This is a genomic window from Tenacibaculum agarivorans (genome assembly GCF_001936575.1).
Classification (GTDB): Bacteria; Bacteroidota; Bacteroidia; order Flavobacteriales; family Flavobacteriaceae; genus Polaribacter; species Polaribacter agarivorans.
Genome location: NZ_MSMP01000037.1, coordinates 32,171 through 48,067, shown reverse-complemented (window position 1 = coordinate 48,067; position 15,897 = coordinate 32,171). Strand labels below are relative to the sequence as shown.

Annotated in this window: 17 protein-coding genes; 3 read left to right on the top strand and 14 right to left on the bottom strand. The window is 33.5% G+C overall.

Features of this window, described 5'->3' with window-relative positions; all coding sequences use genetic code 11:
• Nucleotides 1-136: 136 nt before the first annotated feature.
• The 3 genes from BVC87_RS19780 to BVC87_RS19770 all read left to right on the top strand — a co-directional run bounded on the left by BVC87_RS19780 (nucleotide 137) and on the right by BVC87_RS19770 (nucleotide 1,370).
• Nucleotides 137-337 carry a helix-turn-helix domain-containing protein gene (locus BVC87_RS19780; RefSeq protein WP_075344141.1) on the top strand — a complete coding sequence of 67 codons (201 nt, stop codon included), beginning with the start codon at nucleotides 137-139 and terminating at the stop codon, nucleotides 335-337.
• A 20-nt stretch (nucleotides 338-357) separates the two neighbouring features.
• On the top strand, nucleotides 358-759 hold the full coding sequence (locus BVC87_RS19775) for a hypothetical protein (RefSeq protein WP_143569858.1): 402 nt from the start codon (nucleotides 358-360) through the stop codon (nucleotides 757-759).
• Between the two features lie 155 nt (nucleotides 760-914).
• Nucleotides 915-1,370 (top strand): hypothetical protein, encoded by a 456-nt coding sequence (locus BVC87_RS19770; protein WP_075344139.1) that lies wholly within the window; start codon nucleotides 915-917, stop codon nucleotides 1,368-1,370.
• On the opposite strand, the gene BVC87_RS19765 is transcribed toward BVC87_RS19770, so the two are convergent.
• From BVC87_RS19765 to BVC87_RS19695, 14 genes are all read right to left on the bottom strand, one after another.
• Entirely contained in the window at nucleotides 1,367-1,942 is a 576-nt protein-coding gene (locus tag BVC87_RS19765; protein ID WP_083629648.1) for a M23 family metallopeptidase, read from the bottom strand. The genes BVC87_RS19770 and BVC87_RS19765 overlap by 4 nt on opposite strands.
• A gap of 48 nt (nucleotides 1,943-1,990) precedes the next feature.
• The gene (locus BVC87_RS19760) at nucleotides 1,991-2,515 is read right to left on the bottom strand and encodes a hypothetical protein (RefSeq protein WP_075344138.1); all 525 of its coding nucleotides are present in this window, start codon (nucleotides 2,513-2,515) and stop codon (nucleotides 1,991-1,993) included.
• 17 nt (nucleotides 2,516-2,532) lie between these two features.
• Entirely contained in the window at nucleotides 2,533-4,884 is a 2,352-nt protein-coding gene (locus BVC87_RS19755; protein ID WP_075344137.1) for a TraQ conjugal transfer family protein, read from the bottom strand.
• Nucleotides 4,885-4,894: 10 nt separating this feature from the next.
• On the bottom strand, nucleotides 4,895-5,377 hold the full coding sequence (locus BVC87_RS19750; protein WP_075344136.1) for a conjugal transfer protein TraO: 483 nt from the start codon (nucleotides 5,375-5,377) through the stop codon (nucleotides 4,895-4,897).
• A gap of 50 nt (nucleotides 5,378-5,427) precedes the next feature.
• Entirely contained in the window at nucleotides 5,428-6,318 is an 891-nt protein-coding gene (locus tag BVC87_RS19745; RefSeq protein WP_083629645.1) for a DUF4138 domain-containing protein, read from the bottom strand.
• 3 nt (nucleotides 6,319-6,321) lie between these two features.
• Nucleotides 6,322-7,251 carry a conjugative transposon protein TraM gene (gene traM, locus BVC87_RS19740; protein ID WP_159439394.1) on the bottom strand — a complete coding sequence of 310 codons (930 nt, stop codon included), beginning with the start codon at nucleotides 7,249-7,251 and terminating at the stop codon, nucleotides 6,322-6,324.
• 37 nt (nucleotides 7,252-7,288) lie between these two features.
• Entirely contained in the window at nucleotides 7,289-7,906 is a 618-nt protein-coding gene (locus tag BVC87_RS19735) for a hypothetical protein (RefSeq protein ID WP_075344133.1), read from the bottom strand.
• Nucleotides 7,907-7,911: 5 nt separating this feature from the next.
• Nucleotides 7,912-8,460: a hypothetical protein gene (locus tag BVC87_RS19730; RefSeq protein WP_143569856.1), complete on the bottom strand. Its 549-nt coding sequence runs from the start codon at nucleotides 8,458-8,460 to the stop codon at nucleotides 7,912-7,914.
• Between the two features lie 272 nt (nucleotides 8,461-8,732).
• Nucleotides 8,733-9,308, bottom strand: a complete 576-nt coding sequence (locus BVC87_RS19725) for a hypothetical protein (protein WP_143569855.1) — start codon at nucleotides 9,306-9,308, stop codon at nucleotides 8,733-8,735.
• Nucleotides 9,271-11,739 (bottom strand): TraG/VirB4 family ATPase, encoded by a 2,469-nt coding sequence (locus BVC87_RS19720; protein WP_075344130.1) that lies wholly within the window; start codon nucleotides 11,737-11,739, stop codon nucleotides 9,271-9,273. The genes BVC87_RS19725 and BVC87_RS19720 overlap by 38 nt, the downstream gene beginning before the upstream one ends.
• 300 nt (nucleotides 11,740-12,039) lie before the next feature.
• Entirely contained in the window at nucleotides 12,040-12,309 is a 270-nt protein-coding gene (locus BVC87_RS19710) for a hypothetical protein (RefSeq protein ID WP_143569853.1), read from the bottom strand.
• A gap of 55 nt (nucleotides 12,310-12,364) precedes the next feature.
• The gene (locus tag BVC87_RS19705) at nucleotides 12,365-14,071 is read right to left on the bottom strand and encodes a type IV secretory system conjugative DNA transfer family protein (RefSeq protein ID WP_083629643.1); all 1,707 of its coding nucleotides are present in this window, start codon (nucleotides 14,069-14,071) and stop codon (nucleotides 12,365-12,367) included.
• Nucleotides 14,068-15,159 carry a MobB family relaxase gene (gene mobB, locus BVC87_RS19700; RefSeq protein WP_075344126.1) on the bottom strand — a complete coding sequence of 364 codons (1,092 nt, stop codon included), beginning with the start codon at nucleotides 15,157-15,159 and terminating at the stop codon, nucleotides 14,068-14,070. Before mobB ends, BVC87_RS19705 begins: the two co-directional genes overlap by 4 nt.
• The gene (locus BVC87_RS19695; protein ID WP_075344125.1) at nucleotides 15,149-15,715 is read right to left on the bottom strand and encodes a BfmA/BtgA family mobilization protein; all 567 of its coding nucleotides are present in this window, start codon (nucleotides 15,713-15,715) and stop codon (nucleotides 15,149-15,151) included. The genes mobB and BVC87_RS19695 overlap by 11 nt, the downstream gene beginning before the upstream one ends.
• Between the last annotated feature and the right edge of the window lie 182 nt (nucleotides 15,716-15,897).

Below are 15,897 nucleotides of genomic sequence, written 5' to 3'. Positions count from 1 at the left end.
TAAGCTTTGCAGAAGCAATTGCATTAATGAAGTTTAAATGATGACTTAAAGCAAATTAGATAGATTACATTACGGATAACCATAAAGTTGTTTTGAGAATTATAGTTTCATTTAACTAAAAATTCAATACTCAATTATGAAAGGTGGTATATATCTTAAAAAATTACGTCTAGAGGCAAATTTGTCTCAGACTCAAATGGCAAAAATTATTGGTAAAAGAAACGAAAGGATTTCAGAGTGGGAATCCGATGTACATTCAATAAAATTAATTGATTTTATTGAAATAGCTAAGAAACTAGAAATTTCCGACTTTAATAAAATTCTAAACGTTGGATAATCGAATTATACTCTATCGATATGAAAAAATTTATAATCTTAATAATGCTATTTACTGGGTATAGTATTTTTTCACAAGAACAAAAGATATCCCCATCTAAAGAATATGCTTCTGTATATCTTAAGGCTTTTTATCAAGGTAATACTATAAGTTATGATAGGAAAGGAGCTTCTAAATCACCATTAATATCAATGCCCGATGGGAAAACATATATATTAGAAAATTTTAACGATCCTAAAAACCCCTTAGAATTTCAATCTGTGAATCAAATTCTAAATTATATGGCTTCTTATGGATGGAGTTTAACGAACTCCAATATTTTACCCTATGAAGGAGGGGGAGGAAACGATAGTAAAACAGTGCTTTTAAATACAAATCAATATTGCCAATATCTAATATTTGAAAGACCCTCTAATAATTAGTTTAACATAAAAAATAATCATGGACGAAAAGAAAGAACCTAAAAAACAAATCCCTCCCTTAAGTGAAAGGGATAAAAAGCTATATGAACTTCTGACTAATCCCAATATTAAAATTAACCTAGTTTCAAAATTTAAATGTTAGGTAAGCTCTTAAGATGTTTAAAATTAAATACATAAAAAAAGAGTTTAAAAAAAACAAAAAACTACCTCTGTCTAAAAGAGAATATCAAATTTTACATGAGGATTTTGAAATGTTTTTAGATATTTCTCTGGAGAAAAGAGATAAACAAATGCAATCTTTATTAGCTGAAGTTTATAATTTCAAAAAAGAAATATCCTTTATTACAATTGCTTTTATAGTAACCCTTTTTGCCTATTTAATCCAACGCATATATGGTGCTGCTGCACTATATATTTTTTACCTAATACTAGCTATTGATATATTTATTCTACTAAGTGTTATAAAAAAAGGAATCAGTTACTTAAAATCCTTTATATCACTAAGCAAAGAAAAAAAGCGGTTTAAGAATTATTACAGCTATCATTATAAAATCATCTTTGGAACAACAAGCTATCAAAGCTATCTGGAGCGATTAAAGATGAAATCCTAAATATCAAGAAAACAAAAGGGATAAGGATCTATCGGTTTACTATTTTTTAAAATTTCAAAATGCAGGTGCGGTCCAGTACTTTTTCCTGTATTTCCAACAAAGCCAATAATATCACCTTTTTTGATGCGCTGCCCTTTTTTAACTACTGAAATATACATGTGAGCGTATCTAGTTGAATATCCATAAAGATGATCGATAAAAACCTGGTTCCCGTACCCTTTATTTGATTTGATTACAGTTTTGACAACTCCTGAAGCTGCTGCATGGATAGGAGTACCTATCTTGGCCGCAATATCTAAGCCTAAGTGCTGTTTATATCTCCCATCAATAGGGTGGAAACGTCTACCAAATCGAGACGATATTCGCTTTTGTTTCTTAGGGTTTAACGGGTTGATCGAGGGAATATAATTGAACAATACTTTATACTTTACGTAATTCCCTTTAAGCCCCTTTTTTATGGTGCATATAGCTGTAGTATCATTCGATGCAATTAAGGCTTCATTAATTAGCTCTTTTCGTGTCTGAGCTTGTATAAGGCAATAAAAGAAAATAAAAAATAGTGTTTTGGTCATAGAAGTATAAAGCCCCCCTAAAGGGGAGCTTTTGCTAATTAATTATTACTAAGGTCTGTTATTTATATCCGCCCTAAGTGTATAGGTATAAATAACTGGTTCTGTCGTTGTCGTATGTATTTCACCTACTAAAAACTTGGTTACTCCATTATCACTTGTATATCCTTTTACATTAATCATCGTTCCACAATTACAAGTCATTGCAATAAATTGTGAAAGAATTGAAATAGACCCAATCAGATCATTTTCAACTTCAATAGAAAGCATATCCTGACCATAAATAAAACCATTTGGAAAAAGTGTAATATCACATACCTGAGTACTATCATTTTTCACAACTGTATTGGTTTCGGGTGAAAACACATAAAAATCATCACGATTACAATCATCAAATCTAACTAATGAGTTTGTTCCATTGGATGAATTTATACTTTCAATAAACCATTTTTCACCTGTTATAAAATCAATTGAAATAGGTTGTTCTTTTGCTTCACTATCCCCATTATCATCATCACTGTTACATGAAAATAACAACAATGAAGCAAGGATAGTTAATTTGAATAGCTTTTTCATAAGATATACTTATAGGATTAATTTATAATTTGACCATTAAATAATCGCTGAACACGAACACTAAATGGACGTGATTTAAAACCATTGTTATCTATAACAACAACATCAATAAATACATTATTATTAATACGTCTGATATAACCACAACCAAAGCGCAATGAAGAACTGCTTCCACAATCAGTATCGTTAGTAAAAGAAAATTCAGTATTAGTAAGGTTTACATTATTTACTAGCACTCCATTAATTTCATAACCTACTATTCTTGAAGAAGGGTCTTTATCGAAATTCACCTCTATTTTAGACGAGTAATTTCTATTTCTAATGCTACCACTTCCCGCACTTCCATATCGAGCTGCTGTAATAGTTGGTATTTTATAAAAATCAACGTCTATAGTTTTAGTGACTTCTACTCCATTACTAGCAATAAGGGTAAAGTCAATAAAATTATCACCTGCAGTAGAAGATGCAACCCCTAACCTATTTAAGCCAGTATTAAAGTTAAAAGCAGCTCCTTTTGTTCTTGAAATCCCTTGATAAATCATATTTATATTCTGAGCTGAATCGACTCTTAATTGATAGGTTAGCCCACTAGCCAACTGATTCGTTGAAATTTCAAAGGTTGAAAACTCCCCTGTTCTAAATGTGGTTGAAATAGGACGAACCGTAAAATCAAAAGTAACGGGTTTAACAATTATTTCTATCTCTACAGGATCTGGTAATGTGTCTCCAAATTGATTGACAAGATTAAAAGTCATTTTTACTCTACCTGGTTCTATCGCTTTAAAAGACCAAGAGAAAGTTTTATCAGTAATATCATAATCTGTATTGGTAGAAAGTGTTGCTCCAGAAGCATTTTTAATTTCTTGATCTGGTCCTGTTATTGAATAGCTAATATCAAAAGTTGAAACACCTGCTAGTTCATTAATTACAAAATCTAGATCCATCGTATCTCCAACCGTGATTTCATTATTTGTAGTAACATCTAATGAAAAACGTGCGCCCAAATACTCGATTTCAACCTCTTTCGATACGGTCAGTCCATTACTTTGGGCAACCATATGAGTGGTCACCTTGTGTGTTCCTTTAGTTAGCCCTTTATACGTTCCTTTAAAATTCAGTGAAGGAACAGTGATAACTTCACCCGCATTATACTCAACACCATCAACAACCATAGTTCCATTAGATGAAGACTCAAAAGTCATTGTATAGTTATCAGGAGAAGTACCTCCTTCTTCTGTAGTTACATAAGTAATATCAACACTATTTCCTATGTCTACTGTCGCTAAACTTCGAGTTGCTGTAAAATCAAAAGATCTGTCTTTTACTTCAATTTCTATGACGATATCTTTCTTAACACCACTACTATTAATTGCAGTAAATTTGAATTTAGGTTTTCCAATTTTCGTTGGTCTAAAAATCCAAGAAAAAGAGCCAAGAGATACATCTACATCATTTCCTGCAGTAATTTGATTTACTCCGCTAAAAATTTCTGCTTCTGGTTCCTCAATAACATAACCTAAAGTATATGTAGCGTTTCCTCCATCGGGTTCAAACAATGTGAAATTTAGAAGTACGTCATTCCCTAATGTTGTACTTAATTTTTCTGGTGCACCTCTAAACTCGAAATTAATAACACTTACAGCAAACTCTTGTGTGGTTTCTACCTTTTGACCATTACTATCTGTAACCTCTAAACTAATAACATTAACTCCTGTCTCTTCTAAAGTGACTTGATAGTTATAGGTTCCTGGTAAGAGTTCAAAAGTTTTTTGCTGATCTATGGTTCTAACGACTTCACCATCTTGATTTAAGACTTGAATTTTACCTTTCCCTTGTGATAAGAAAACTTTAGCAGTATAGGTAACGGATTGATCTTCCCCTTGATTATTTAAAAGGATCGTAAAAGGTTTTGCCTGATTCAAGGTCGCCATACCATTTATGGCGTTAATATCTATTGTAAAAGGATTTTCTCTAATTAGGTAAGTTAACTCTAACTTTTCTTGTCTTACTTTATCTTTTACAAAAACAGTGACTTTAGCTTCTCCGCTTTCTGTTCCGACAAAATCATAATTAAAGTTGAGATCCTTTAAAACCACCCACTCATTTTGTGGTATTCGAGTTCCGTCCTCTCTTTGGTAAAAGCCTTTACCTTTATCTACCGAATATTGAAATTCATAGATTACAGTAGTAACTACCTTTTCAGGTTGAACTTCAAATATGGTTTGTTCCGGAACGTTAATCGTTAAATTCTCTCTATGGTTCTCCTGAAGCTCGAAAGGAAAAGAGTCGATTACAATAAAATCTTTTTGGCAAGAATCTACCACTAAACCTAGTAAAGTGATAAATAATATTTTAAGTAGTTTCTTCATAATGTAATATTTAGAAAACATAATATTTGATACCTAGACCTACGTATGTAGCGTAGTTTCCAAGGTCACTATTAACATGATAAAATTGATTTGCTACTAAGGAAACTGTAAAAAAATCAGAAATGAAATAATTAAAGTTAGTTCCTATGTATGCACCGTATATAACTTGGCTTTCACCCTCAATTACAGCTCCTGTGTCAAGCTCTTCTTTTCCATCATTTAAAATTTCATAACCTATCACACCACCGCCACCGATTTCATTGGTAAAACGACCATCTTCAAAATTGATAAGTCTACGATAGTACCCTACATTAAGGGTGATATTGTTATAATCTAGGGTTTCTGTGCCTTGATCTATCGATGCTAAAGAATAGTACACTGAAGAGTTAATACTATTCTTTTCTTTCCAGAAATGGTTGTATTCAACCATAGCACCAAAGCCATTTGAAGTATATCCTCCAGATACCCCTACAGAGGATCTTTGAGCCTGCATATAAAATGGCGAGAGTGCAAGCAGGATATAAATGAGGTTTTTCATAGTAATTAAAGTTTTACAGGGTTATTAATAATTTGATCTTTAATATTTATACCGAGGATTCTTTCTCCTCCTAACTCCTTTACACGTACGGTTATTGCCTTATTTTCACTAATTGATGTTTTAGCAATAACGGCAATGAAGGTGTGGCGAGATTTTCCTTCTACACGTTTAGGGTCATTATGTATATAAGTTGTGGGGATGGTATTCCTTTGATTGGTCGAATACCCTTCCATATCGTTAGTGCTTTTATAGTAGCGTATCCATTCAACATCATAAGCCTGGCCGCCTTTATTTTTTAAGTCAAAAAACAAATAAATATGATCGTCCAAATAGGCTACATCTCGTAAGGAAAATATCATTTTATATTTCTTTTCAAGCTTCCCTACAATACGTTTGGATCTTTTGGTTTGTCCAGCACAAGCCTTTTTAATTTTTTCTATAACTGGATCAAACTCTCCTTCTTCTGATACATTTAGATTCGGTTCTGAGTAGGTAACACTTGCCAAAGAATTATCATTTTTAATAGCCTTTGACTTTTGCTTTTTAACTTTTAGTGTACCTTTTACTGTGGCTTCTGCACGAGCAATAGGATGAATGTTATTAGTCACCACAGTTTTGACAACTAGATCTAACTGGTAGATACTACCATCAGCCGTAAAGACAATAATATTTGTTCCTTTCTTTGGAAAAGCTTTTGGGTTAATATTTAACTCAATAGAAGTTTCCCCTCCTTTTTTAGCTTTAAACTCTAAAGGATTTCCATTTTTAACATCCTTTATCGGATCTTCAAAAATTAACATAGAGGTATAGCCTTTAGCTATCTCTATTGTTTTTTGCCCATAAGAAAAAAGACTTATAAGCAATGTGGTGGCGAGAATAAAGAGTGTTTTCTTCATAAATTAATATTTGATTTTTAGGTTAACCTGGTGATCGTTATGGAGTAATATTTTTTCTTGTTTTCTAAGCTTTAAAGATTTAAAGAAAGAGCCTACATCTCGTATTGCATTTCCTAACAGTCTATTGCCTGTCGATTCGCTAATAGCTTCAGAAGCTTCTTCTCTTGCAGTATCTTCCTGAGCTTGTTTGTATGCTCTCCAAAGCTCTCCCGCTCGTTTAGAATAAATACCTTCTCTATAATCATAAGCATCATAGGATCTAATCTCTAAAGGAACTCCTTCGATGTTGGCAATATCTAGCATGACCCTTGTTTGATTTATAGAGATATAAGCGAATAAGGATGTACCACTTAAAAACGTTTTGCCTTTGATCGTTAAAGGTTCATTAAGGATCAATTCCAATCTATCGGTGGGAAGTATATACTGATCTCCAAAAATTACGGCTCTTACCGTAATGAATTCAGGTGAATTACTCTTAGAGATTGCAGACTTTGATAATTCGTCTTTTTCCAAACGCTCTAAATATTGAAGGTGTTTTTCCTCTTCACTTAAGGCAGGTTTTGAAGTCTTACGTTCTGAAGTAATATCTATTGTTGCCGGTGTACTGGTATTCTGAGCCCCTGCAATTGCAATAGTATTTTGTCTTTCTATTCTACGACGTTCGGCCTCCAGCTCCTGAATCGCTTTTTGCATCTGCAGGGCCGCATCTGAATTTTCATTTGCATAAATATCATCTTCTGTTATCGGTGTTTGCTCTGTGGTTTGTTGAGTATAAAAATCATTAGCGTCTTCTGTAGAAAAGGTATTTCCTTTTTCAGAATTCATTAAGTCCTCATAGGTAAAACTGTTTTCGTCAATTTCATTTTCAAACGATGGAAAATCACCATTATCACTTGACTTTGGCAGACTTATCAGTACTATTGCTAGAATCAACAATCCCCCTAACACCCCAAGTATAATTTTTAGTTGTTTAGTCATTGGCTTTAAAATTTTGTAGATAATCCGTCATGTACCACCCTAAATACGATTCAGGATATTTTGCAGATCTTTCTGTAATTTTTCCTTTAGCGACAAAGGGTATTTTTCTAGAAAGATTTGCACCTTCATAAACCTCTAGCTCGCCTAAAAACTGAACAGCATAAGGTTTTTGTGATAGATCCATTTTGAGCATCTTAATAAACTTTCCCTTATAGGCATACCCTCGATATAATGCGTCATTGTAATGCTTGTTTTGCTTGAAAAAACCCCACAAGCGTAATGCGCTTTTTTCCTCCATTATGAATTTAAGTTTCGCCTGATTTTCTTTAAGGGTAATACGATCAAAGGTGTTTCCCAAATAGGTAGTTTCACTACAAAATTTGGTAACTGTAGTTTCTAATACTTTTTCTCGTGTGGTAATATGACTTTGAACCTCATTACCTTTTTGATCGATAACAACAAGCTTGTCCATTGTAGAAGAAAAGATCATAAAAGCAAATACCAGCACCATTGCTACAATAGCCACGCAACCATAGACGTATAACTTTGTTTGTTTTGCACTACTTTTTTTACTCTCTACAAGTCCATTATATAACGTTTCTTTGTCCATAATAATTAAATAGTTCTATACACGTATTGCCCTGACTTGGCATATAAAAAGATCTTAATCACCAAAATGAATAAGATGGTAAATACATTATCATAACCATAATCATTTGATATGATCCTCTGTATAATTTCAGCAAAGAGATTTGCGATTATAAAAGCAGCTCCTAACAGGTGACATTGTATCATATGTCTGAGCCACGTTTTCCAAGTCTCCTTATAATTGTTCTTATCATCACTCATAAAGAGCGCTAACATGGCTATGGGTGCTGTAATTTCTAGAAGGACTAGCCACATGTAACGTCCAAGCAGCACTAAGGAATATAGATACTCGTCTATGATCCCTACCCCAAACTTAAAATTCGCTCGTATAACAGAGGCTATTTGATCTTTGATCGATTCCAAACTTCCTAAAAAGCCCTTAGATAAATCTGCTCCCCAATGACTAGGATCATCGGGTGTTCCGTCCATTGTAGCCTCTTTTCGTACAATATCACTTATAGAGACTTCTTTAAAACCAACCAAATTATAAATAACACGCTCCCCGTATGAGATCATAATTTCTACAATACTAATGATCGAGGGGAATAAGAATAGAAATGCGATATAAGGCCCTAGTGGTTTGAGCAGGTTTAATATAGCTTTATAGTCTATTCCTTGCTCGCTTTCAAGTCCTTTTCTATACTCAGCGACTATTTGCCAAATACACCAGAGTAAAGCGAGAATAGTAACTACTGTCACAAACGCAGTTCGAACACCTGTTGCAGCAACTGAAGTATAGGCTTTTCGTGCTATTTGTTCCCCTATATGGGTAGTCTGTAAAAACATCATTACTTAAGCTTTGCTAATAGTTTGCGATTGTTATTCAGGGTACGAAGTCTATTTTCAGTGTGTCGTGCTGATGCTGTAACAGCGTCCAGCTCTTTTGATATATCATCTATATACCTCAATCGCTCAGAATCATTCATCTTAAAAAGATCAGAAGTCAAAAGATCTTTTACTAATGCTAATAGCTCATTGGTTTTCGCTACATACTCTAAATGCTTATTGAAAAAGATTTGAAGATCATCCTGACCTAAGTACCTCATGGATTCAATTCTTTTTTTCGATTTTGACATATTGACCAGTAAATCAGCACCTCTTTTTAAGGTTCTATAGACCTGAGTGGAAGCCGTAACTTTACTATTTACCTTATCGATTAACTCTTTACTATCCTTCAATAACTTTAAAGACTTTCGCATTGTCTCTGTCTGAGCGATAGATTCTTTTAAGTTGGCAATACTCTTTTTGAGTTTTGTACTTTCGATCGTCTCCAGCGTTGGCGCACTGGTGATAACGACAGCTCCTGTTTGTGCGCTCAATAGACTGCTAATGAGTAGGCACAAAAACAAAATCAGTTTTTTCATTTTTGTAGTTCATTAAATTATTAATACTTGATGGCATATCTTTAGTTACTTTATAATCATCGGTGAGATACTGCCAATCGGCACCATCTGTTTGAAATGCATAAAGTTTTTGTTTTGAAAATTCTAAACGTCCTACGACAGCGTATTTTTCTAGAAAACGAATAAATACTTCTGAGTACCTTGGCAAAGCACCCGTAAAGTTATTTTCAATAGATCTCATCAGATCGATATGCTCTTGATCTGTGATTTCAAAATCTTCCGCTATGGCATTATACACCACATTAGTTGATGGAAGTACATACAACAATTGTGTGTTAGATATAATCCCCTTAGTGTATTGGTCTGGTGGTAGTTGTTTAGTGGTTTGAAGTATAATCCCTATAAAGGCATTACTCTTTCTAAACTTTTGGAATCCGTACGCTACCGTTGGATGTATAGCTTCCCCCGTATAATCATCCTGAATCATTACAGTTTCCCCATATTCATCATAGATAAGTCCTCCACGAATATTTCGGTCCTTTATAATTTTCTCGTTTACCGTGTCCTGAAGGATGGTATAAATAAGGGAGATCATAAAAGGATCTTCTTTGATTTCGGTAAGCTCAAAAACAATCAGATCTTTTTCCTTGATAGAGCCTTCAATCTCAGGATTTGGTGCACAAATATTCGCATACATCTCTCCTGGTAAGAAATGAACACAAACATTTAAAAAGCTTTCTAAATCAAAGCTACCTTTAGGAATTTCTCTACGAGCAGCAATATCCACATAATGTTGTTTCACGTAATTGTAAAAACTTGGAAAAGAATAATCTTCACCGCTATAATTCTCGTAGTAATCTGAAATAAGTTTGACTATGGCACTATTAAGATTACTATCCTTTCTAGCATCCATATTAAGCCTCCAATACTTTAGAATAATTTGATTTAAAGAAACCAATTGTGAAGGTTCTATAGTATTGGGGTCAATATCAAAAGGATTAATACCCAAAGGGGTATTTGATGTAAACTTAATTTGTACACTTTGCTCTGGATACAGTTTAGTCAAATTTGCTGCGGATTCTCCGAACTCTACATACACTATTTTAGTATTGTTCTGCAGGTGTTGGTTTACTAGATCCTGAGCTAGTGAGGACTTTCCCCCCTCAGTAGGTGCAACTATACAAAAGTTCTTGGCGTGTCCTCCAGTTCTGCTTCTACCTACAGTATCTCTTAAAAAGGGTTTGTTATGAATACGATCAAAAAGTACGATCCCCTCCTGATCGTCTTTAAAGTCACTGTAATTGGTAAAAAGACCTAAAGAGGTTTCTAAATCGGATAAGAAAAAATAGGATTTGCTAAGTAAAGAAGCTCGCCCAGGTATCGATCCTATAAAAAGATTTTCAGCGCCTTCAAAACTTGGAGAATAGTAAGTCATATCTTTATTAGAAAAAATATCCCTAAGCTTTCTTTTAGCTTCCAACAAACGCTCTTTATCTTCATGGAAAAGCATTACATTAAAGTGAGATTTGACTAAGGTTAAATCCCCTTCAATAACATTTTCCTGATATTCGGATAATCGTTTGAATGTTCTTAAAATACTACCTGAGTATTTTTGATGTTTACCAAATTTTGACTTTCGTTGCTCCAGCTCATCTCGTAACCTTTTATTTCCTTCAAAGTATAAGAGTTGATTGTAAATATGATTATACGGGAAGTACACGCCTAAATCATCCATAAAACCACGTTTTAAGGTTACATTTCTACGCCTTAAACTGGTGTCTTTAACAACATTTGAATATTCTTCAGGGAAATAACTACCATCAGATAAAGCAAAGAATTCATACTTTTTACTCCCTACAAAAGAGTGCTCTGTAAAAGAGAGATCAACTAAAGCTCCTTCTTCAGCAAAGCCATTGACAAACCTATCTACATAAAAACGCACTTCATTTTCTTGCATTTCGGAAACTAAAGTTTCCTTAAGTCCATTTAAAACACCGATACCACTGGTTACGGATTGATGAAAGGCATAAAAGCGTTCTTTATCATTCTTTTCTAAAGCTTCTTTATAAGACAAAGGCTTACTTTGATATGCAGTTTCAAGAGATCTTAAATTAGAAATTGTAAAGACCAGCACGCAGGTATGATCGGTATAAAATCTATTGTTTAGGTGGTGTTTTTGTGCCTGAGATAAGTAACTATCATCGTAATAATGAAAGTTAGGATTATACCGCTTTTCAATACAAATGTCTTGCTTTAAAAAATAAGAATCCTCCGGCATAGCATTACGCAAAGCCACAGAAAAGGCGGCCAAGCGATCGTCTAAAATCTTTTCACTTATAGAATAAGGTTCAGGATTTTGCATAAAATACAAAAGTGATATATCACCATTTTTAGATAAAATGGCATTGCCTTTAATATTTAAAATGCTATATGCAGCTTCAGATGTTATCATAAGTTTTCTCTTAAATCACGATTGGTTATATAGCGGGATTTTTTGGTAAAGGAATATTTCTGATACTTAGATTTTTTTCTAAAAAATCCATAAAGAGCAAAGAAAATAACAGCGAAAAAGACAGCTAGGAGAATCAGTTTTAAAAAAGCTCTAGAAGAAGCATTAGAACCGACTACCAAGATCATAGAAGCTAGAATAAACCCCATGCACATCACAACAAGCATCATTAAATAGAAGTACTGTGGTGTTAGACCATACAATAAAGGTTCATGTTCTATTTTTCGTTGTATTTTAAACTTTCTAGCCACCTATATTAATTCTAATAGAAGTCGCTAAACCAACAGCAATACCTAGAACAGCGACAAATAGATACACATAAAAAGCAATCATTGCAGCTTGTTTTACACCCTCCTTTCGTTTTCCTTCATCATGCGGGTCATTGATATTTTTCCAGTTCTTTCCTAATCCTGCTGCAGCCCCTATAAGGATTATAAGAATAACAGCCGGTACAAAGTATTGATTAATACCTTTTTGTACTTCATCTCTAAAAGATTGGGCATTTGCCAACATAGGCAATAGTAGTAGTAGGGAGATAAATAGTTTTCTCATAATTGGTTCATTAATGTTAAAATAAGTTTTGTACTGTTTCTATAATTTTTTCAAAGTTTTTATATAAGGTTTGATCGTTAACCTCTCTTACTGTGGGTACTTGGTAACTTTCATCAATTAAAAATTGATTGAATTGTAAATGAAAGTCTAAGAAATTTGAGTTTTGGGCATTCCCTACAAATTCTCCTGGTCTTAGATGTTGGAAAAAATGCGGTTCATATTTATACTCTTCTTTCAAAGTGTAGCTCATACCAGAGGTCGTTCCCCCTTTGGAGTTAGCACTTTTCGATTTAGTTTTCTTTATGATATCCTCTTTTGGAAATTGCTCAGAAAATACTTTTTGACTGTAGCTTTCTGTGGACTTTCCTATATATTGGTTTCCAAGATTACTCAGCAAACTTCTGCGCTCTGCAACCGTATAAGGAATTTCAATTTTGGTTATGGATTGAGTGATAAAAGTAAAGGACACCTTATATTCACGAAGCACCGAGGGCATTTCCTCAAAGTTCTTTACCTTAAAAGTTGTCGCTTCATCAAGGAAATAAACAAAATCAATCTTGTTATGAAGCGAAAAACGCCTTGCTGACATTTGTATCATCATCGATATTACAGGCGATACAATATCTTTTAATCCATAGCTATTACTAACGCATAACAGTTTTGGTTGTGCTGGGTCTATTAAGTTAAAATCGAAATCATCTCCACTAAGCACATAACAGATCTCTTTATTAAACGCAAATTTTCCTAAGATTCCAGATATGGAACTTAAATAAGAACCCGCAGCTTTTGGGGTGCTTTGTGAAGTATCAATAAAAGCTTTTCCAAGCGCCTTACTTTCTGGACGGCCTTCTAAAAAGGTTTTTACTCGACCACTAGAATTTTGAAGTATAAAATGAGCAATGTGAGGCAGTGTACAATACTGTGGGAAATCATAGTAAAATCGTACCCCTACCCCTTTTAAGATCCCTAAACCTCCCTCAAACCATTCATCTTCTTTTGCATCTTTTCCCATATAACTACGTGCAAAATCTTCCAAATTCTGAACAATATCATTGACCTTAAGTAAGCTAGGTTTGATAATATTACATCGATAGGATTTTGAAGGATCAACAAAATTCATGTAGTAGAAAGTGAAAGGATAATCCACTATCACCTTTTCTAATAAATAGGCTACTACCCTTGTATAATCAAAATCTTTAAGATCATACACAAAGCCTGCAAAATCGAATTTTATATACTCTCTTAAAAGTTGACGACCTATACTTTTTGTCTTTCCTGAATTGGCTCCAGCTACCACTAGAAAATTATCGTAAGGATCTGAATGAACTAGGTCTTTATCCCCTGAAGTTTCAATAGTAAATCTAAAATTATTGTCCTTTAATTTAGGGGTACGGGTAGGCTTTCTTTTCTCTAAAAGTTCTTCATCATCTTTGGTAATAAATGAATATCCAATGTAAAATGAACTTGCTAAAGTACCAGGAATAAACATGTTATTGATATAGGTTGTAAGACCTATAGGAATCACAAAACGATTGAAAAGTAAATAGCCTAATAAACTAAGGACAAAACCAACAACTACAGAAAGTAAAACTCTAACGATAAATGTTTTAGATAATTTAATCTGAAAAGCGATCGTTATCATTGAAAAACAAAGTAGTACTCCAGAGAGCGTAAACAATATTAGTTTGTAATTTCCACTATTTAGTACCTCAAAAAATTTCATTTTTCTAGCGATTTTCCAGTCAGTATTCCTTTTAGTTGTTGTTTTATATTGAGCGTCAATTCCCTTTTACGCAGCTCTTTTTTTAGCTCTTTTACAGGTGTAAATGCACGTCGTATTACCTTCTCTTCAGTCTTAAATGTGCCTTGTAAAATATGGTGCTTGGCTTGCTGTAAAGCCCTCTTGGTTTTCAGGTGTATCTCTTGTTTTTTCGGATCTCTTTGATACTCCTTAGCACTAGAATCAAATTGCTCTTTCTCTTGTGATTTATAGTCATATTTCTCATTAAAATACTCAGCACTCACCTCTTTAAATACCTGTTGATTAAAACCAATAGTACAGTCTTTATCATTACCAGGTACTTTATGTTTTGTGTTAAGTCTTGGCTTGGCAAGTGGTGAGAGCTTCATGTTTTGGTCCTTATTATTTCTACTAACAACTACATGAATATGAGAGTTAAAACCTGGTTTTTGATCTCCTTTTTTTATGATAGAACCATCAGCATGCCTTTTATAATCTCCTAATGATTTTAGCTCTTTTTTAAGGGCTATTTTATCGACAATACCAGCATTTCTAATCTTAAATTTTAGTTGGTCAATTGCACTATTATGCATCACATTTGGATCTTTATGATTATAGTGTCTTTGGTGTTCTACTTTTGCCACATACACCAGATCATTTGCCGTAATACCACGATTAAAATTAGCAGCATATAAATTCATAACTCCCTTAGTATACTCTTGTAGTTCTTTTTCAAAAAGTTCACGTTCTTTTTGGCTTAATTCTTCCAAAGAATTTACCTCCCTTTTTACCCCAATATGAGCCAAAATATGTTGCTGTTCTCTTGCTGAAGGACTAATCGAAAGTGAATAAAATTTAGCATCATTAGTACCTAAATTTTTATGGTTATTATCCAGCAAATCCATTGCCTGATTTTTATATAATTCATCATCATTTTGATTAAAAAAACGAGATTTATCTTCATCATCTTTACCCTCGTTTTCCTTCTCCAAATAGGTCAAAATATTATACGATGATCCTTTATTATCACCTCCAATATTTTCATATGGCCTATCGATTTTAACGAACATATTTTGAAACTATTTGTGTTATTTTCTTAATACTATCTGTAAAAATATTTCGATTGATAAGGAAGGAATCTCGTGCCATTTGACTACTCATTTTTGACTCTTCTAGATTTTCAATAATTGATTTTATCTCTTGAAAATCGCTGATATCAAAACTTGAATCTTCTTCATTTTTTGATAATTTTTGACCGTCTCGTATAGTGGTTTCTAACTCAGAAATTTGCTGATCTTTCTTTTTCAACTGCTCCCCCATTGCCGCAATTTGTTCTAATTCTTCAGCAGAAAACGGAACTTCTTTTTGAGTAGAAACCACTCCCCTGCTTTCATAAATTTTCTCTGAAATTTTTAATAAAGGATCAATTTTTTTAGTCTCAATACTGCGCAATATTTTAACAACTCGCTCAACTTGTCTTTCAACTTCGACGGTCGGATTTGCAATTCTCTTTTCAGGATTTGCACCCGTAGCATCGAAGTAATCGAGCATCAAAATAATACGATGCTCATAGGTTTTTCCAGGCATTAATTTTAGCCTGTTTTGAGTCGCCGAAGTGATTCTCATTGGTTGATTAAAAAGCGGTTGTGTACAATTTGTGAACGCCCTAATCCCTTTATTATTATAGGTTTAACGTAATTTTAAGAACAAAATGTTTACACTTTGTAAAACACCAAAAACATAAGTAACTGATATTGTGTGTATTATCGTATTCTATACGATACCTGCTTGCTCTATCCATATACGGT

Excerpts from the sequence above, each read along its gene's own strand:
- BVC87_RS19780 (WP_075344141.1), top strand. The coding sequence starts at position 137 with ATGAAAGGTGGTATATATCTTAAAAAATTACGTCTAGAGGCAAATTTG.
- BVC87_RS19775 (WP_143569858.1), top strand. The coding sequence starts at position 358 with ATGAAAAAATTTATAATCTTAATAATGCTATTTACTGGGTATAGTATT.
- BVC87_RS19770 (WP_075344139.1), top strand. The coding sequence starts at position 915 with ATGTTTAAAATTAAATACATAAAAAAAGAGTTTAAAAAAAACAAAAAA.
- BVC87_RS19765 (WP_083629648.1), bottom strand. The coding sequence starts at position 1,942 with ATGACCAAAACACTATTTTTTATTTTCTTTTATTGCCTTATACAAGCT.
- BVC87_RS19760 (WP_075344138.1), bottom strand. The coding sequence starts at position 2,515 with ATGAAAAAGCTATTCAAATTAACTATCCTTGCTTCATTGTTGTTATTT.
- BVC87_RS19755 (WP_075344137.1), bottom strand. The coding sequence starts at position 4,884 with ATGAAGAAACTACTTAAAATATTATTTATCACTTTACTAGGTTTAGTG.
- BVC87_RS19750 (WP_075344136.1), bottom strand. The coding sequence starts at position 5,377 with ATGCAGGCTCAAAGATCCTCTGTAGGGGTATCTGGAGGATATACTTCA.
- BVC87_RS19745 (WP_083629645.1), bottom strand. The coding sequence starts at position 6,318 with ATGAAGAAAACACTCTTTATTCTCGCCACCACATTGCTTATAAGTCTT.
- BVC87_RS19735 (WP_075344133.1), bottom strand. The coding sequence starts at position 7,906 with ATGGACAAAGAAACGTTATATAATGGACTTGTAGAGAGTAAAAAAAGT.
- BVC87_RS19730 (WP_143569856.1), bottom strand. The coding sequence starts at position 8,460 with ATGATCTCATACGGGGAGCGTGTTATTTATAATTTGGTTGGTTTTAAA.
- BVC87_RS19725 (WP_143569855.1), bottom strand. The coding sequence starts at position 9,308 with ATGAAAAAACTGATTTTGTTTTTGTGCCTACTCATTAGCAGTCTATTG.
- BVC87_RS19720 (WP_075344130.1), bottom strand. The coding sequence starts at position 11,739 with ATGATAACATCTGAAGCTGCATATAGCATTTTAAATATTAAAGGCAAT.
- BVC87_RS19710 (WP_143569853.1), bottom strand. The coding sequence starts at position 12,309 with ATGTTGGCAAATGCCCAATCTTTTAGAGATGAAGTACAAAAAGGTATT.
- BVC87_RS19705 (WP_083629643.1), bottom strand. The coding sequence starts at position 14,071 with ATGAAATTTTTTGAGGTACTAAATAGTGGAAATTACAAACTAATATTG.
- mobB (WP_075344126.1), bottom strand. The coding sequence starts at position 15,159 with ATGTTCGTTAAAATCGATAGGCCATATGAAAATATTGGAGGTGATAAT.
- BVC87_RS19695 (WP_075344125.1), bottom strand. The coding sequence starts at position 15,715 with ATGAGAATCACTTCGGCGACTCAAAACAGGCTAAAATTAATGCCTGGA.